At 57.8% G+C, this 15,818-nt stretch carries 19 protein-coding genes; 17 read left to right on the top strand and 2 right to left on the bottom strand.

Annotated elements, in window-relative coordinates; genetic code table 11:
• The first annotated feature begins 84 nt into the window (after positions 1 to 84).
• The 12 genes from fleN to ACVBEG_RS07435 all read left to right on the top strand — a co-directional run bounded on the left by fleN (position 85) and on the right by ACVBEG_RS07435 (position 10,897).
• Positions 85 to 918 (top strand): flagellar synthesis regulator FleN, encoded by an 834-nt coding sequence (fleN, locus tag ACVBEG_RS07380; protein ID WP_322179992.1) that lies wholly within the window; start codon positions 85 to 87, stop codon positions 916 to 918.
• On the top strand, positions 915 to 1,655 hold the full coding sequence (fliA, locus tag ACVBEG_RS07385; RefSeq protein WP_322179990.1) for an RNA polymerase sigma factor FliA: 741 nt from the start codon (positions 915 to 917) through the stop codon (positions 1,653 to 1,655). Before fleN ends, fliA begins: the two co-directional genes overlap by 4 nt.
• 263 nt (positions 1,656 to 1,918) lie before the next feature.
• A complete protein-coding gene (locus tag ACVBEG_RS07390) occupies positions 1,919 to 2,293 on the top strand; it encodes a chemotaxis response regulator CheY (protein ID WP_322179988.1) in 375 nt (124 codons plus the stop codon).
• Positions 2,294 to 2,312: 19 nt separating this feature from the next.
• Entirely contained in the window at positions 2,313 to 3,101 is a 789-nt protein-coding gene (locus tag ACVBEG_RS07395; protein WP_322179986.1) for a protein phosphatase CheZ, read from the top strand.
• Positions 3,102 to 3,134: 33 nt separating this feature from the next.
• Positions 3,135 to 5,351: a chemotaxis protein CheA gene (locus ACVBEG_RS07400; RefSeq protein WP_322215491.1), complete on the top strand. Its 2,217-nt coding sequence runs from the start codon at positions 3,135 to 3,137 to the stop codon at positions 5,349 to 5,351.
• Between the two features lie 51 nt (positions 5,352 to 5,402).
• A complete protein-coding gene (locus tag ACVBEG_RS07405; RefSeq protein WP_322179982.1) occupies positions 5,403 to 6,545 on the top strand; it encodes a protein-glutamate methylesterase/protein-glutamine glutaminase in 1,143 nt (380 codons plus the stop codon).
• The gene (locus ACVBEG_RS07410; RefSeq protein ID WP_322179980.1) at positions 6,545 to 7,285 is read left to right on the top strand and encodes a flagellar motor protein; all 741 of its coding nucleotides are present in this window, start codon (positions 6,545 to 6,547) and stop codon (positions 7,283 to 7,285) included. Before ACVBEG_RS07405 ends, ACVBEG_RS07410 begins: the two co-directional genes overlap by 1 nt.
• 10 nt (positions 7,286 to 7,295) lie before the next feature.
• Positions 7,296 to 8,183 carry a flagellar motor protein MotD gene (gene motD, locus ACVBEG_RS07415; RefSeq protein ID WP_322179978.1) on the top strand — a complete coding sequence of 296 codons (888 nt, stop codon included), beginning with the start codon at positions 7,296 to 7,298 and terminating at the stop codon, positions 8,181 to 8,183.
• Between the two features lie 44 nt (positions 8,184 to 8,227).
• Complete coding sequence (locus tag ACVBEG_RS07420) at positions 8,228 to 9,016, top strand: ParA family protein (RefSeq protein ID WP_219060466.1); 789 nt, start codon at positions 8,228 to 8,230, stop codon at positions 9,014 to 9,016.
• Between the two features lie 105 nt (positions 9,017 to 9,121).
• Complete coding sequence (locus ACVBEG_RS07425; RefSeq protein WP_447107530.1) at positions 9,122 to 9,934, top strand: chemotaxis protein CheW; 813 nt, start codon at positions 9,122 to 9,124, stop codon at positions 9,932 to 9,934.
• Positions 9,935 to 9,988: 54 nt separating this feature from the next.
• Positions 9,989 to 10,468, top strand: coding sequence for a chemotaxis protein CheW (locus ACVBEG_RS07430; protein WP_322179973.1), 480 nt, complete (start codon positions 9,989 to 9,991; stop codon positions 10,466 to 10,468).
• Positions 10,469 to 10,897 (top strand): DUF2802 domain-containing protein, encoded by a 429-nt coding sequence (locus tag ACVBEG_RS07435; protein ID WP_322179971.1) that lies wholly within the window; start codon positions 10,469 to 10,471, stop codon positions 10,895 to 10,897.
• Between the two features lie 17 nt (positions 10,898 to 10,914).
• Here ACVBEG_RS07435 and ACVBEG_RS07440 read toward each other — a convergent pair whose 3' ends face one another.
• On the bottom strand, positions 10,915 to 11,238 hold the full coding sequence (locus ACVBEG_RS07440) for an EscU/YscU/HrcU family type III secretion system export apparatus switch protein (RefSeq protein ID WP_447107531.1): 324 nt from the start codon (positions 11,236 to 11,238) through the stop codon (positions 10,915 to 10,917).
• Positions 11,238 to 12,815, bottom strand: a complete 1,578-nt coding sequence (fliK, locus tag ACVBEG_RS07445) for a flagellar hook-length control protein FliK (protein WP_447107532.1) — start codon at positions 12,813 to 12,815, stop codon at positions 11,238 to 11,240. The genes ACVBEG_RS07440 and fliK overlap by 1 nt, the downstream gene beginning before the upstream one ends.
• Positions 12,816 to 13,012: 197 nt before the next feature.
• Here fliK and ccmA point away from each other — a divergent pair, with 197 nt between their 5' ends.
• From ccmA to ccmE, 5 genes are all read left to right on the top strand, one after another.
• The gene (gene ccmA / locus ACVBEG_RS07450; protein WP_322179965.1) at positions 13,013 to 13,648 is read left to right on the top strand and encodes a cytochrome c biogenesis heme-transporting ATPase CcmA; all 636 of its coding nucleotides are present in this window, start codon (positions 13,013 to 13,015) and stop codon (positions 13,646 to 13,648) included.
• On the top strand, positions 13,645 to 14,316 hold the full coding sequence (gene ccmB, locus ACVBEG_RS07455; RefSeq protein WP_219060472.1) for a heme exporter protein CcmB: 672 nt from the start codon (positions 13,645 to 13,647) through the stop codon (positions 14,314 to 14,316). The genes ccmA and ccmB overlap by 4 nt, the downstream gene beginning before the upstream one ends.
• A gap of 79 nt (positions 14,317 to 14,395) precedes the next feature.
• The gene (locus ACVBEG_RS07460) at positions 14,396 to 15,181 is read left to right on the top strand and encodes a heme ABC transporter permease (protein WP_322182748.1); all 786 of its coding nucleotides are present in this window, start codon (positions 14,396 to 14,398) and stop codon (positions 15,179 to 15,181) included.
• Positions 15,178 to 15,354, top strand: a complete 177-nt coding sequence (gene ccmD / locus ACVBEG_RS07465) for a heme exporter protein CcmD (protein WP_322179963.1) — start codon at positions 15,178 to 15,180, stop codon at positions 15,352 to 15,354. The genes ACVBEG_RS07460 and ccmD overlap by 4 nt, the downstream gene beginning before the upstream one ends.
• Entirely contained in the window at positions 15,351 to 15,818 is a 468-nt protein-coding gene (ccmE, locus tag ACVBEG_RS07470) for a cytochrome c maturation protein CcmE (protein ID WP_219060474.1), read from the top strand. Before ccmD ends, ccmE begins: the two co-directional genes overlap by 4 nt.

The raw sequence follows: 15,818 nt of genomic DNA on the forward strand, positions 1-15,818 counted from the left end.
ATGGTCTGCCTTGCTTTGTTCTCTCAACGAACTCGCAGTCAGTAATGTGGCCTCGGTCTAAGCAACACAAGGTAAAGAAATAACATGGGCAGCATGCATCCCGTACAGGTTATCGCGGTGACCGGTGGCAAAGGTGGCGTCGGCAAGACCAACGTGTCAGTGAACTTATCACTGGCTCTGGCTGAGCTCGGTCGGCGCGTCATGCTGCTGGATGCCGACCTGGGTCTGGCTAATGTCGATGTGTTACTCGGCTTGACCCCCAAACGCACCCTCGCCGACGTTATCGAAGGACGCTGCGAGCTTCGCGATGTGCTGCTTCAGGGGCCGGGCGGGATTCGTATCGTGCCGGCTGCGTCCGGCACCCAAAGCATGGTTCACCTGACGGCAGCACAACATGCCGGTCTGATCCAGGCCTTCAGCGACATCGGCGATAACCTCGATGTACTGGTGATCGACACGGCTGCGGGCATCGGTGAATCGGTCGTCAGCTTCGTGCGCGCGGCCCAGGAAGTATTGCTGGTGGTGTGTGATGAGCCGACCTCGATCACCGATGCTTACGCGCTGATCAAACTGCTCAACCGCGATTACGGGATGAACCGCTTCCGGGTGCTTGCCAACATGGCACAAAGCCCTCAGGAAGGCCGCAATCTGTTCGCCAAGTTGACCAAGGTCACTGACCGCTTCCTGGATGTCGCCCTACAATACGTCGGCGCCGTGCCTTATGACGAATGCGTACGTAAAGCCGTGCAGAAGCAGCGCGCCGTATATGAAGCGTTCCCGCGTTCCAAGTGCTCCCTGGCGTTCAAAGCTATCGCACAGAAAGTTGACACTTGGCCGTTGCCGGCCAACCCGCGCGGGCATCTGGAATTTTTCGTTGAGCGGCTCGTACATCCAGCGAGTGCAGGACCGGTGCTATGACAGCCAGCGGCTATCGCATGTACAGCAAGGTGTCAAAAGACTCCCAGTACGAGCTGATCGAGCGTTATGCGCCGCTGGTTAAACGCATTGCTTATCACCTGCTGGCGCGGTTGCCAGCCAGTGTGCAGGTCGAAGACCTGATCCAGGCTGGCATGATTGGTTTGTTGGAAGTCTCGACTAAATACGACGCCACCAAGGGTGCGAGTTTCGAGACCTATGCCGGGATTCGTATTCGTGGCGCCATGCTCGATGAGGTGCGCAAGGGTGATTGGGCCCCGCGTTCTGTGCATCGCAATACACGCATGGTCAGTGACGCAATTCGGGCAATTGAAGCTAAAACCGGTCGTGACGCTAAAGATCACGAGGTTGCGGCCGAACTCCAATTGAGTCTCGATGATTATTACGGGATTTTGAATGACACCTTGGGCAGTCGGCTATTCAGTTTCGACGATCTGTTGCAGGACGGCGAACATGAAGGGCTGCACGAGGATGGCGCAAGCGCTCACCTTGAGCCGTCGCGCGATCTGGAAGATGAACGCTTCCAGGCTGCGTTAGCAGATGCGATAGCCAATTTGCCAGAGCGCGAGCGACTGGTATTGGCGCTGTACTACGACGAGGAGCTGAACCTTAAGGAAATTGGTGAGGTATTGGGGGTCAGCGAGTCGCGGGTCAGCCAGTTACACAGCCAGTGCGCAGCTCGTTTGCGAGGGCGTTTGGGGGAATGGCGAGCGCGTTGACAGGCAGTGCGTGGCCCTTGGTGGTTTCGCGCTATCTGCAGGCTGGCTGTGCAAAGCGTTGCGTGCGAAGAAAATAGGACTAGGCAGGAGCCGGTCAGTCAGGGTCCTGTAAGACCTGCTGTGCCCGTTTCCCGACCTGTTGATTTACCAAGCTCGTCGTCGTTTTCGTGCAGCCGTTGTGTGCTGCGCCGGTTTTTGATTGAACAGCGTATTCAGGTGCTGAATGCGTTAAAGACTGCTTGGAGGTCGAATTGAACAAGAACATGAAAATCCTCATCGTTGATGACTTCTCAACGATGCGGCGGATCATAAAAAACCTGTTGCGTGACTTGGGGTTTACCAATACGGCTGAGGCGGATGACGGGGTTACCGCGCTGCCGATGCTGCAAAGCGGGAGCTTCGATTTTTTGGTGACTGACTGGAACATGCCTGGCATGTCCGGCATCGATCTGTTACGCCATGTGCGTGCAGATGAACGCCTCAAGCATCTACCGGTGTTGATGGTAACGGCTGAAGCCAAGCGTGATCAGATCATCGAAGCTGCTCAGGCCGGTGTGAACGGTTACGTGGTCAAGCCCTTCACGGCTCAAGTGCTGAAAGAAAAGATCGAAAAGATCTTCGAGCGCGTCAATAGCTGATGTTTGCCGCGAGGGCTCTATGGAGCACACAGATTCGTCATCGGGCGACTTTGAGTCGACCCTGAAAAAACACGCACACGAGTTGGTCGATAGCCTTGAAAAGGGCCGGTTCGGCGACGCTGCGCAACTGATCAATGAGCTTAATAAGGCCCGCGACAGCGGCCTGTATCAGGAAGTCGGCAAACTTACTCGCGAACTGCACAGTGCCATCGTCAATTTTCAGATTGACCCGAACACGCCGCAAGCCGAGGAAGTCTCGCAGATCAATGATGCTACCGAGCGGCTGTCCTATGTGGTCAGGCTGACCGAGGCAGCGGCCAACCGCACGATGGATCTGGTGGAGCTCAGTACACCGCTGGTGGGTGGGCTTGGCACTGAGGCTGCTGCTTTGAGTGTCGATTGGGGACGCTTCATGCGTCGCGAAATCGGCGCCGAAGAATTTCGTGAGCTGGCTCGGCGTGTCGATGGTTTTTTGACGCGCAGCGAAAAGGAAACCCGGGAAGTGTCGGGCCACCTCAACGATATTTTGCTGGCTCAGGATTATCAGGACCTTACCGGTCAGGTCATCAAGCGCGTGACCCAGTTGGTCACGGAAGTCGAAAGCAACCTGCTCAAACTGGTACTGATGGCCAGTCAGGTCGATCGTTTTGCCGGGATCGAACATGACCATCAATCGATACGCGTAGAAAAAGAACAAGAAAAACATCTGTCTCAGGGTGAAGGTCCGCAGATTCATGCCGATAAGCGTGATGACGTTGTGTCCGGACAGGATGATGTTGACGATCTGCTATCCAGCCTGGGCTTCTAGGTCGGTTGATGGTTAATTTTAGGGAGCACCCCAATGAGCTTCGGCGCCGATGAAGAAATCCTTCAGGATTTTCTGGTAGAGGCCGGCGAGATTCTCGAGCTATTGTCCGAGCAGCTGGTCGAGCTGGAAAGCCGACCTGATGATGCGGACTTGCTTAATGCAATTTTTCGCGGTTTTCACACTGTAAAAGGGGGCGCCGGCTTCCTCCAGCTCCATGAGCTGGTGGAGTGCTGCCACATCGCCGAGAACGTCTTCGACATCCTGCGCAAGGGTGAGCGTCGCGTCGACTCGGAGTTGATGGACGTGGTCCTTGAAGCATTGGATGCGGTCAACGGTATGTTCACTGAAGTGCGTGAGCGCACTACCGTGACCCCGGCCACGCCCGAATTGCTGGCTGCATTAGCACGTTTGGCAGCGCCAGCGTCTGCCGATGAGATCGCTGCGGCAGCGCCCGCCAGCGTCGAAGAGCCACCTGCTGAGGCCGCAGGCGACATCACCGATAACGAATTCGAGCAGTTGCTCGATTCGCTCAACGCCGTCAAGGCGCAAGCGGCCGCTTCAGCTGCGGCCCCCGCAGCAGTAGTTGCGATGCCTGCTATTGACCCCAATGCCAGCGACGAGATCAGTGATGCTGAATTTGAATCGCTGCTCGATCAGTTGCACGGGAAAGGCCAGTTCGCCGCCGATGCCGTGCCTGTTCAGGCTGCGCCTGTGGCGACCGCGTCAGCGAGCAATGAGATCACCGACGACGAGTTCGAAGCACTGCTCGATCAGTTGCACGGAAAAGGCTCGTTCGTAGCCGATGCTCTGGAGTCTGGGGTACTGGCTCCAGTGGCCGTCGCCAAGGCGCCTGTCAGTGCTGCGGGCGGCGATCAAATCTCCGATCACGAATTCGAAGCGTTGCTTGATGAGCTGCATGGCAAAGGCAAGTTTGAGCCTGAAGCCGTTGTGGCAGCTGTTGCCCCTGCACCTGTCGTAGCTAAAGCCGCAGTGGTGAAGGCGCCTGCGCCGGCCAAGGCTGTTGCTGCAGCCCCGGCTCCGGCCAAAGCGCCCGTACCGGAGAAGCACGCGGCGTCTGAAGCTGAAACCACGGTGCGGGTCGACACCGCACGCCTCGACGAAATCATGAACATGGTCGGCGAGTTGGTGTTGGTGCGGAACCGCCTGGTTCGTCTGGGTCTCAACAGTGGCGACGAAGCCATGTCCAAGGCGGTGTCGAACCTTGACGTGGTCACGGCTGATCTGCAGACCGCGGTGATGAAAACCCGCATGCAGCCGATCAAGAAAGTCTTTGGCCGCTTCCCACGACTGGTTCGCGACCTTGCACGCCAGCTGAAGAAAGAGATCAATCTGGAGCTGGTCGGCGAAGAAACCGACCTGGACAAGAACCTGGTCGAGGCCTTGGCCGACCCGCTGGTCCACTTGGTGCGCAACGCTGTCGACCACGGCATCGAAACCCCGGAAGAACGCGAAGCATCCGGGAAAGCCCGATGCGGTCGGGTAATTCTGGCGGCTGAGCAGGAGGGTGACCATATCCTGTTGTCGATTTCCGATGACGGCAAGGGCATGGACGCCAACGTGTTACGTGCCATCGCCGTGAAACGCGGGGTGATGGACAAGGACGCTGCGGATCGCTTGAGCGAAACCGATTGCTACAACCTGATCTTCGCGCCGGGCTTCTCGACCAAAACCGAGATTTCCGACGTATCTGGGCGCGGCGTGGGCATGGACGTGGTGAAAACCAAAATTGCCCAACTCAATGGCTCGATCAATATTTACTCGACCAAGGGCCAGGGTTCGAAGATCGTCATCAAGGTGCCGTTGACCCTGGCGATCATGCCGACCCTGATGGTGATGCTTGGCAATCAGGCTTTTGCCTTCCCGCTGGTCAACGTAAACGAGATTTTCCACCTCGACCTGTCGCGGACCAACGTTGTCGACGGCCAGGAAGTGGTCATCGTGCGCGACAAGGCTTTGCCTCTGTTCTATCTCAAGCGTTGGCTGGTGGCCAAGGCCGCTCACGAGGAGCAGCACGAAGGTCATGTGGTGATCCTGTCGGTCGGCACCCAGCGTATCGGTTTTGTCGTCGATCAGTTGGTGGGTCAGGAGGAAGTCGTCATCAAGCCGCTGGGCAAAATGCTGCAGGGAACACCGGGTATGTCAGGCGCCACCATTACCGGTGACGGTCGAATTGCCTTGATTCTCGATGTACCAAGCATGCTCAAGCGTTACGCTGCACGGCGTATTTGATTCTGGGGCTGCGGGCCGCTTTTGGTGCCCGCAGCACCTAACGGAGTGTTTATGGCAGTCAAGGTCCTGGTGGTGGATGATTCAGGTTTCTTCCGCCGCCGCGTCTCGGAAATTCTTTCTGCGGACCCGAATATCCAGATAGTCGGCACGGCGACTAACGGCAAAGAAGCCATCGAGCAAGCGCTGGCGCTGAAACCCGATGTGATTACCATGGATTACGAGATGCCAATGATGGATGGCATCACAGCAGTGCGTCACATCATGCAGCGCATTCCGACACCGGTCTTGATGTTCTCCTCGCTGACCCATGAAGGCGCCCGGGTTACGCTGGATGCGCTGGATGCGGGTGCGGTCGATTTCTTGCCCAAAAACTTCGAAGACATCTCGCGCAACCCCGAAAAGGTCAAACAGCTGCTGTGCGAAAAAATTCACACTATTTCGCGCAGCAACCGTCGTTTCACTGGCTACAGCACTCCGACTCCGGCGCCGCAGGTGGCTGTGTCATCGGGCGCAACTTCCAGTAGCGCTTTGAGTGTCGGGTCGACGACTCCCCGCGCTGTACCCGTACGCTCGCCGACAAACGCTTCCTCGGCGCACGTGCCAGCGCATGCGTCGCCTGCTCCAAAGCGCAAAGCCTACAAGCTGGTGGCAATCGGTACATCAACGGGTGGCCCGGTGGCATTGCAGCGCGTGTTAACGCAACTGCCCGCCAGCTTCCCTGCACCTATCGTCCTGATTCAGCACATGCCGGCAGCGTTTACCAAGGCGTTCGCCGAGCGTCTGGACAAGCTGTGTCAGATCAGTGTCAAAGAAGCCGAAGACGGTGATATTTTGCGTCCGGGTCTGGCATTGCTGGCCCCTGGCGGCAAGCAAATGATGATCGATGGTCGCGGCGCGGTGAAGATCCTGCCCGGTGACGAGCGCTTGAATTACAAACCCTGTGTGGATATTACCTTCGGTTCTGCGGCCAAATCCTACGGTGACAAGGTGTTGGCGGTGGTACTCACCGGTATGGGGGCCGATGGTCGCGAGGGTGCTCGCCTGCTCAAGCAGGGTGGTAGCCATATCTGGGCGCAGGATGAGGCAAGCTGTGTGATTTACGGCATGCCTATGGCGATCGTCAAAGCCGACCTGGCGGATGCGGTGTACAGCCTGGACGAGATTGGCAAGCATTTGGTCGAGGCCTGTCTCTGATGGATGTGCTGAGCCTGATTGGGATCATCCTGGCGTTTGTCGCCATTATTGGCGGCAATTTCCTGGAGGGCGGACACCTGAGCGCCTTGCTCAATGGTCCGGCAGCCTTGATCGTACTGGGTGGAACTCTGGCGGCTTCGCTGCTGCAGTCTCCCATGAGTTCTTTTATGCGAGCCCTGCAGATTGTTGGCTGGATTCTGTTCCCGCCACGCATCGATCTGTCGGGTGGGATTGACCGTGTCGTCAACTGGAGCCTGATTGCACGCAAGGAAGGGCTGCTCGGGCTTGAAGCCATCGCCGACGGGGAACCCGATACCTATTCGCGCAAAGGCTTGCAGTTGTTGGTCGACGGTGCTGAACCCGAAGCGATTCGGAGCATTCTGGAAGTGGACTTCATGACCCAGGAAGCACGCGATACTCAGGCGGCCAAGGTTTTCGAGAGCATGGGTGGCTACGCGCCGACCATCGGCATCATCGGCGCGGTTATGGGCTTGATTCATGTGATGGGCAACCTCGCCGAGCCAAGTCAGTTGGGCAGCGGGATTGCCGTGGCATTCGTCGCGACTATCTACGGGGTGGCTTCAGCCAACCTGATTTTGCTGCCGATCGCGAGCAAGCTCAAAGCGATTGCCCTGCGTCAGTCGCGTTATCGCGAAATGTTGCTCGAAGGCATTTTGTCTATCGCCGAGGGCGAGAACCCGCGCTCAATCGAATTGAAACTGCAAGGTTTCATGGAGTGATGCAATAGTCATGGCCCGCCGTCGCCGTCCCGAAGAGCATGAAAATCACGAACGTTGGCTGGTGTCTTACGCGGACTTCATCACCTTGTTGTTTGCTTTTTTTGTGGTGATGTATTCGATTTCATCGCTCAACGAGGGTAAGTACAAAGTTCTGTCGGAGGCCTTGAATGGTGTATTCAGCGATGCCGAGCGCAGTCTCAAACCGATTCCTATCGGTAACGAGCGCCCCCTGACGGTCAGACCGGCGGAACCATTGATTCGGGACAGCGAGGAGGTCGATGCGGGTTTGTCGCCAAGCTCGATTGACCCGCTGCAGGCGATTTCGAACGATGTGCGCAGTGGCTTTGGCGATTTGATCAAGTCCAATCAGTTGACGGTTCGCGGCAATGAACTGTGGATTGAGATCGAGCTCAACTCCAGTCTGTTGTTCGGTAGCGGCGATGCCATGCCCAGTGACATGGCATTCAATATCATAGAGAAGGTCGCGAAGATTTTGCATCCCTTCGACAACCCGGTGCACGTTGAAGGTTTTACCGATGACCAGCCGATCCGCACGGCGCAGTACCCGACCAACTGGGAGTTGTCGTCGGCGCGGGCGGCAAGCATCGTGCGCATGCTGGCGATGGATGGGGTTAACCCGGCTCGCATGGCATCGGTGGGTTACGGCGAGTTTCAGCCGGTGGCTTCAAATACCACGGCCGAGGGGCGCGCCCATAACCGGCGCGTGGTGCTGGTGATTTCGCGCAATCTCGAGGTACGCCGCAGTCTTACTGGCTCCGGCACTGCCAATGCAAAACCGGATGCCGCGTTGAAGCGTGCTGGCACACAAACTGCACCGACCCACCGTACGCAGCCGGTAAGTGGGAACGCCGTCAATTCCCCGTCACCCGCCTTATAGTCAATTCTCGGTATGGCAAGCGTCATGTCGGGAGGAAAAGCACAATGAGAGTCTGGGCAGTAGCCAATCAAAAAGGTGGCGTCGGTAAGACCACCTCTTCCATCGCTTTAGCTGGCTTGCTGGCAGAGGCGGGCAAGCGCGTGGTCGTTGTCGATCTCGACCCTCATGGTTCCATGACCAGTTACTTCGGGCACAACCCCGACACGCTGGAGCACAGCGCTTATGACCTGTTTCTGCACAAGGGTGTCGTGCCCGATGGTCTGCCCGGTCAGTTGCTGTTGCCGACCAGCGATGAGCGCATTTCCCTGCTGCCATCGAGTACAGCGCTGGCGGTGCTGGAGCGTCAGTCGCCGGGGCAAAGTGGCCTGGGGCTGGTGATTGCAAAAAGTCTGGCGCAGCTTTGGCAGGATTTTGATTACGCCATCATCGACAGTCCACCGTTACTCGGCGTGTTGATGGTCAATGCTTTGGCGGCCAGTCAGCAGTTAGTCATTCCAGTGCAAACCGAATTTCTGGCGGTCAAGGGCCTTGAACGCATGGTCAGCACGCTGGCGATGATCAATCGTTCGCGCAAACAGGCGCTGCCTTACACCATTGTTCCAACCTTGTTCGACCGCCGCACGCAGGCGTCCATGAGTACCTTGAGGGTGCTGCGCGACAACTACCCGGAAAACATCTGGAAGGCGTACGTGCCAGTGGACACCCGTTTGCGCGATGCCAGCCGGGCCGGGCTGACGCCCTCGCAGTTCGACAACAAAAGTCGTGGCGTGGTGGCCTATCGGGCGCTGCTCAAAGACCTGCTTTCCCAGCAACTTGTTGCTCAGGTCGCTTGAGGTGTTGGTGCGTGACTCTCGGACACATTCAAGTCGGGCGCCAGCGCAGCCGATAACAATAAACAGTGAATGTTATTTCTACGGTACTTGTTTATGGGCACCCTTATGAGCCGCCCTGTCGATATAGCAACACGGCCACAATTGGCGCTGCAGTCTTATCTGGATGCCTTGCTGCAGGAAGCGACTGAAGAGCTGACGCTCAGCTCCAGTCTTGACGAATTCCAGGCGGCGGTACTTGAAGAGCAGGCGCGCGATGCAGTAGTTCGCGTGGCGCTCAATTCGCCAGTAGTTGCCACACCTGCGCCAGTTGCCGTTATCGCCGATGTTGCACTGTCGGAACCTGTTTTAGCGGCGGTTGAGACTCCGGTTGTGACCTTGGTTGAGCCTGTGGTCGAGGTGCATCTTGCGGCCGGTCATCGCACGCCGCCGCCATCGTCTGCTGACGGTAGGCCGGCATGGGCTGCCGAGCCGTTCGAATGCCTGTTATTCGATGTCGCCGGGCTGACCCTGGCCGTACCGTTGGTGTGTCTGGGCTCGATTTATTCGCTGGAAGGGCAGGAGTTGACGCCGCTGTTCGGTCAGCCGAACTGGTTCCTTGGCATTCTGCCCAGCCAGAGCGGGAACCTGAAGGTGCTCGATACCGCACGCTGGGTCATGCCGGACCGTTACCGCGACGATTTACGTCAGGGCCTGCAATACGTTATCTCGGTTCAAGGCTATGAGTGGGGGCTGGCGGTGCATCAGGTCAGCCGCTCGTTACGCCTGGACCCGAACGAAATCAAATGGCGCACCCACCGAGGCCAGCGTCCCTGGCTGGCGGGCACAGTGATCGAGCATATGTGCGCGCTGTTGGATGTTTCCGAATTGGCCGAGCTGATAGCCAGTGGCGCGGTCAAGCAAATGCACACCATCAAATAATCATAGGGCGGTGCAAAGCACCGTCTGCACAGCACACACTTGAGGGGTTAGGGTATGAATAGGTCGTCAGCACAGGGTTCCGAAGATCCTATCCTGCAGTGGGTTACCTTCCGTCTGGACAACGAGTCTTACGGCATCAACGTGATGCAGGTTCAGGAAGTGCTGCGCTACACCGAAATCGCCCCTGTGCCAGGCGCGCCAAGCTATGTGCTGGGGATCATTAACCTGCGCGGCAACGTTGTGACTGTGATCGACACCCGTCAGCGTTTCGGCCTGGCTCCGGTAGAAGTCAGCGACAACACCCGCGTCGTGATCATCGAAGCCGACAAGCAAGTGGTCGGGATTCTGGTCGATAGCGTGGCTGAAGTGGTTTATCTGCGTCAGTCCGAAGTCGAAACTGCGCCGAACGTAGGCAATGATGAGTCAGCCAAGTTCATTCAGGGCGTGTGTAACAAAAACGGTGAATTACTGATCCTCGTCGAGCTGGACAAGATGATGTCCGAAGAAGAGTGGTCGGATCTGGAGAACATCTGATTGATCTTAGAGGCTGCTGTCATTTTTCTGGGCCTTCTCTGGGCATTGTCACTGGTGCTGTTCCTTGCGTACAGCAAACGCCAGCGGCTATTGGTTGCGCAGCAGGCCGAGGATGACGTGTTGCGCGATCAGCGGGTCAAGGAGTTGGCCAGGCGCCTGGATGACTACCAGAGCGGCACCATTCGCATGGGTGAAGACCTGCACGAACTGCGCGCGGTGGTTGGGCCCTTGCCTGACAAATTGATTCAGCTCGAACAGCGCGACCCCTCCAGCCTGTCGTTTGCCCAGGCAGCACGACTGGTCGGCATGGGTGCGAGTGCCGATGAACTGACCCAGTCTTGCGGTCTGACTCAGGCAGAAGCTCGGCTGATGAGCAAAATGCACCAGTCGCCCGGGCGTAGATTGGGCATGGAAGAGTCCGACAACTAAACCGTGCTGCGTCGTTTTCAGGCGGTCGGCGTTATATCTCTTTCCACAGGCGGTGCATCTGGATCCTGCCCTTCGGGGAATTTGCCTTTGAGGTGCCAGGCGAACGCGATGATTTCGGCGATGGTGCGGTACAGGGCCTCGGGAATGCTGTCACCCAGTTCCATGCGGGCCAGCAATTTGACTAGCTCGGCATTCTCATAGATAGGCACGTCATATTCCCGGGCGATGGCCAGGATAGCCTCGGCCAGCTGGTCATTGCCTTTGGCGGTAAGCGTAGGCGGGTGTTGCCCGTCGTAGCTGAGGGCGATTGCCTGGCGCGGGGTATGTTCGGATTGAGTCATCAGGCGGTCTCGTCGATCCAGCGTTGTTCCAGGGCGGTGCGCGGCCCTTGTGGTGGTGTGCCGTGACGGCAGGCCAGTTCGCCAACAGTCAGACCAGATGCGATCAAGCGGTCGCGCAGGTGGTCCAGTTCCCGGGTAATCAGGTTCGCGCTTTCAGCGCGTTCGGCCCACAACTGACTGGACAAGCTGCCTCTGATCAATTGTGCCTGGACCTGCAATGGTCCCAGTGGCTCAAGATCAAACGCCAGTTCAACTCGCCACAGTTTTTCCTTGGCAGGCTTGACCGTATTGTCATCCTTGTCGGCTGGCTGGTCCTTGTCCGGCGTTTCCTCGCGCTGCAATTTGACCTGCAATGGCACGATGTCCTGCAGGTTGCGCATCGGTATTTCCAACTGCCATGTGGTCAATTGAGTTCCGTCGGCGGTCGTGCGGGTCTGTTCCAGGCCTGACAGTTGATGGCTTTGCAGGCGCGACACTGCTGCGGCGGCAAGTTTAAGCAGGGTCTCCAGGTCTTCGCCATGTTCGCCATTCATAGTGCGCGAGGGCAGAGGGAAGCTACTGGGTTGCGCGCGAGGACTGACCAGGCCTAACGTTCCCAAGGCGCTGCGGATCATGCTGGGCATGACGCGTGCCAGGGTGTTTGCGGCTGCGGCTGCGTCATAATTGCTGTTGTCGGGCAGGCCGGGAAGAATTTGCGCGATCAGGCGCATCAGGTTGGCCTTCAAGTCCGGGGCGGCGGCGGGGTTCTGACCACTGAGTAATTTGGCTTCAAGGAACAGTCCGCTGCCGTTCAACGCCTGTGCGAGCGTTTTTGGGTCTGCGAGTTGACGGATATCCGGCAGGTCGTCCAACAGGGTCTCGATGCTGGCGCGCAGGTTGGGTGGCAGATCGCCGTCTTGCTGGACGGTCTGCAGCGCTTTGATCAGCCCGTCCAGTGAACCCTGGCGGCTTTGCTGAACGCTCAGTTGTTGCGCAACCGCCAACTGGTCGAGCCGACCACTCAGCGGCACGAAGTTCAGCGCCTGCGCTCCCTGGACTTGCGCACTGAGCAGGCTGCCGACGGTCAATGGCTTTGGGCTGTCCACGGTCAGGCTGGCACCGGCCAGCAGGGTGTTGAGCAGGCTGATCACGTTCCGGTACAACGCCGGTTGGCCCGCGCTTTGCGCGAGCGCCTGGCTGCTCATTACGGTGCCCTGTAACAACGTACCCACCGGTAATTGTTTGGTGTCGATACTCGTCAGGGTGGCGACGGCGGCGCTCAAGCTTTGCTGCACAGTGATTGCCAGACTGCTCGGCGTTGGCTGGGTGACGATCAGGTTGGCGCCGGCGGGTAGAGGTCGCTGGCTGATGGCTTCTACCAATGCCTGGCGGCCACCGTCCAGCGTCAGCCGCATTAGCACTTGAAATGCCTGATCGACCGGTTTCAGGTTCACGACTTCGGCCTTGACTGACTCGCCAGCGGCCACCAAACCGTCCACAGGTTGTATCAATTTGAGAATTTCATTCGGTGTAACGCCCGCTTTCACCAGAGCGGTGGTCGGGGCAAGCGGTGCAAGGCTGCTGATGTCGCCTGTCATGGGTTACAACCTGTCGAAATTGCCCTCTTGGTATCAGGACATGACATGTATAATGCCGCCCCGTCTACGGTGGCGCGCATAAGAACGTCTGCGATCCACGGTTTTAGGCTGGATGTTCATTTAATCGTCATCAGTATAACGGCTGCTGTTTAGCCGACTTGAACCGCTCAGCTCTTGATCAAAAGAAAAGGTCAGCCATGCCCAGCCCTCTTCTAGAAGCCGTGGCGCTTGCTTGCGAGCGTGACTGGCGGATGCTCTTCGAGAATCTCGAATTGCGTCTTGCCGCCGGTGACATGCTGCAAATCAGTGGCCCGAACGGCAGCGGCAAGACCAGTCTGCTGCGGTTGTTGGCCGGGTTGATGCAGCCCACCTCAGGTGAAGTCCGGCTCAACGGCCAACCTCTGGCGCAGCAACGAACCGAGCTGGCACGCAATCTGCTCTGGATAGGTCATGCCGCAGGCATCAAGGACCTGTTGACCCCGGAAGAGAACCTGACCTGGCTCTGTGCCTTGCACCGCCCTGTCGAGCGCGATGCGATCATGCAGGCGCTGGAGTCAGTTGGCCTGCGCGGCTTTGAGGATGTGCCGTGTCACACCTTATCGGCCGGACAGCAACGACGAGTGGCATTGGCGCGTCTGTATCTGGCAGGGCCGCCTTTGTGGATTCTGGATGAGCCCTTTACAGCTCTAGACAAACAAGGTGTGGCCCAACTTGAAGAACATTTGACCAAACATTGCGAGCAAGGTGGCATGGTAGTTCTGACCACCCATCACACGCTGACCCGGATTCCTGCCGGCTATCGGGACCTTGATCTGGGGCATTGGGCTGTATGAGTCACGTTTTTACCCTATTGGTCGCCCGTGAAGCGCGTCTATTATTTCGTCGCCCGGCGGAATTAGCCAACCCGCTGGTGTTTTTTGCAATTGTGATCGCCATGTTTCCGCTGGCCGTCGGCCCGGAGACTCAATTGTTGCAAACCTTGTCACCGGGATTGGTCTGGGTGGCGGCGTTATTGTCAGTCCTGCTCTCGCTTGACGGGCTGTTTCGCAGTGATTTTGAAGACGGTTCTCTGGAGCAGTGGGTCCTTTCGTCGCACCCCCTGGCTCTTCTAGTTCTGGCCAAGGTACTGGCACACTGGGCGTTTTCCGGGTTGGCGCTGGTATTGTTGGCACCGTTGCTGGCGCTGATGTTGGGTTTGCCCGGTGAATGTGTCCCTGTGTTGCTGATTTCGCTGCTGCTGGGCACACCGGTATTGAGCCTGCTGGGTGCGGTGGGCGCGGCGTTGACGGTAGGCTTGAAACGCGGTGGACTGTTGTTGGCGTTGTTGATTTTACCCCTGTACATCCCGGTATTGATCCTTGGCAGTGGCGCGTTGCAAGCGAGCCTGCAAGGGATGCCGGCAACGGGTTATCTGCTCTGGCTTGGCAGCCTGACCGCCTTGGCAGTGACCCTGACACCTTTTGCAATAGCGGCTGGGCTGAAGATCAGCGTCGGCGAATAATTGAGGTTCTGATCACGCCCGCATACGACGGCTGGCGATCAGTAAAGACCCTGGATGCACCGTGATGAAAGGCAACGTGATGAAAGCGAGCATCAGTTGGGCCTGGTTCCACAAACTGGGCTCACCTAAATGGTTTTATGGCATCAGCGGGCGAATGCTGCCTTGGCTGAGCATCGCCGCCGTATTACTGATCGGCATCGGCCTGGTGTGGGGGTTGGCCTTTGCGCCGCCCGATTATCAGCAGGGCAATAGCTTTCGCATCATCTATATCCACGTCCCGGCAGCCATGCTCGCTCAGTCTTGCTACGTAATGCTCGCGGTCTGTGGTGTGGTCGGGCTCGTCTGGAAGATGAAAATTGCCGATGTCGCGCTGCAATGCGCCGCGCCCATTGGCGCCTGGATGACCGCCGTGGCACTGGTCACCGGCGCTATTTGGGGTAAACCGACATGGGGTTCGTGGTGGGTCTGGGATGCGCGACTAACGTCGATGTTAATCCTGCTGTTTCTGTACTTCGGTCTTATTGCATTGGGCCAGGCAATCAGTAACCGTGACAGCTCGGCCAAGGCCTGTGCGGTACTGGCGATTGTGGGCGTGATCAACATCCCGATCATCAAGTATTCGGTGGAGTGGTGGAACACTCTGCATCAGGGCGCGACCTTCAGCCTCACCGAGAAACCTGCGATGCCGGCCGAGATGTGGCTGCCGTTGCTGTTCATGGTGTTGGGTTTCTACTGTTTCTTTGGCGCGGTGCTGTTGCTGCGTATGCGCCTTGAAGTGCTCAAGCGCGAAGCGCGCAGCAGTTGGGTCAAGGCCGAAGTTCTGAAAAGCCTCGGTCAAGTCCCGGTCAAAGGAGCCCCGCTGTGAGTTTTGCCTCCTTCAGTGATTTTCTCGCCATGGGTCACCATGGTTTATATGTGTGGTCGGCCTATGGCATCAGCCTGTTGGTCATGGCCCTCAACGTGGCGTGGCCGGTGCTGGCGCGTCGGCGTTACCTGCAACAAGAGGCGCGACGTTTGCGCTGGGAGAATAAGAAGTGAATCCGCTGCGTAAAAAACGTCTGTTGATCATCGTCGCGATTCTGGCGGGGGTCGGCATTGCCGTGACCCTGGCTTTGAACGCGTTGCAGCAGAACATCAACTTGTTCTACACCCCGAGTCAGATCGCTAATGGCGAAGCGCCGCATGACACGCGCATTCGCGCAGGTGGCATGGTCGAGAAAGGATCGTTGCAACGCTCCGGCGATTCACTGGACGTCAGGTTCATCGTCACCGACTTCAACAAGTCGGTGACCATCACGTATCGCGGCATTCTTCCGGACTTGTTCCGTGAAGGGCAGGGTATCGTCGCGCTGGGGAAAATCAACGCCGATGGCGTGGTTGTCGCCGATGAAGTACTCGCCAAACACGATGAAAAATACATGCCGCCGGAAGTGACCAAAGCGCTGAAAGACAGCGGCCAGTCGGCGCCCATGACGTCCACCACACCATCCAAACAGGGCTGA

This window comes from Pseudomonas sp. GG8 (genome assembly GCF_052976945.1).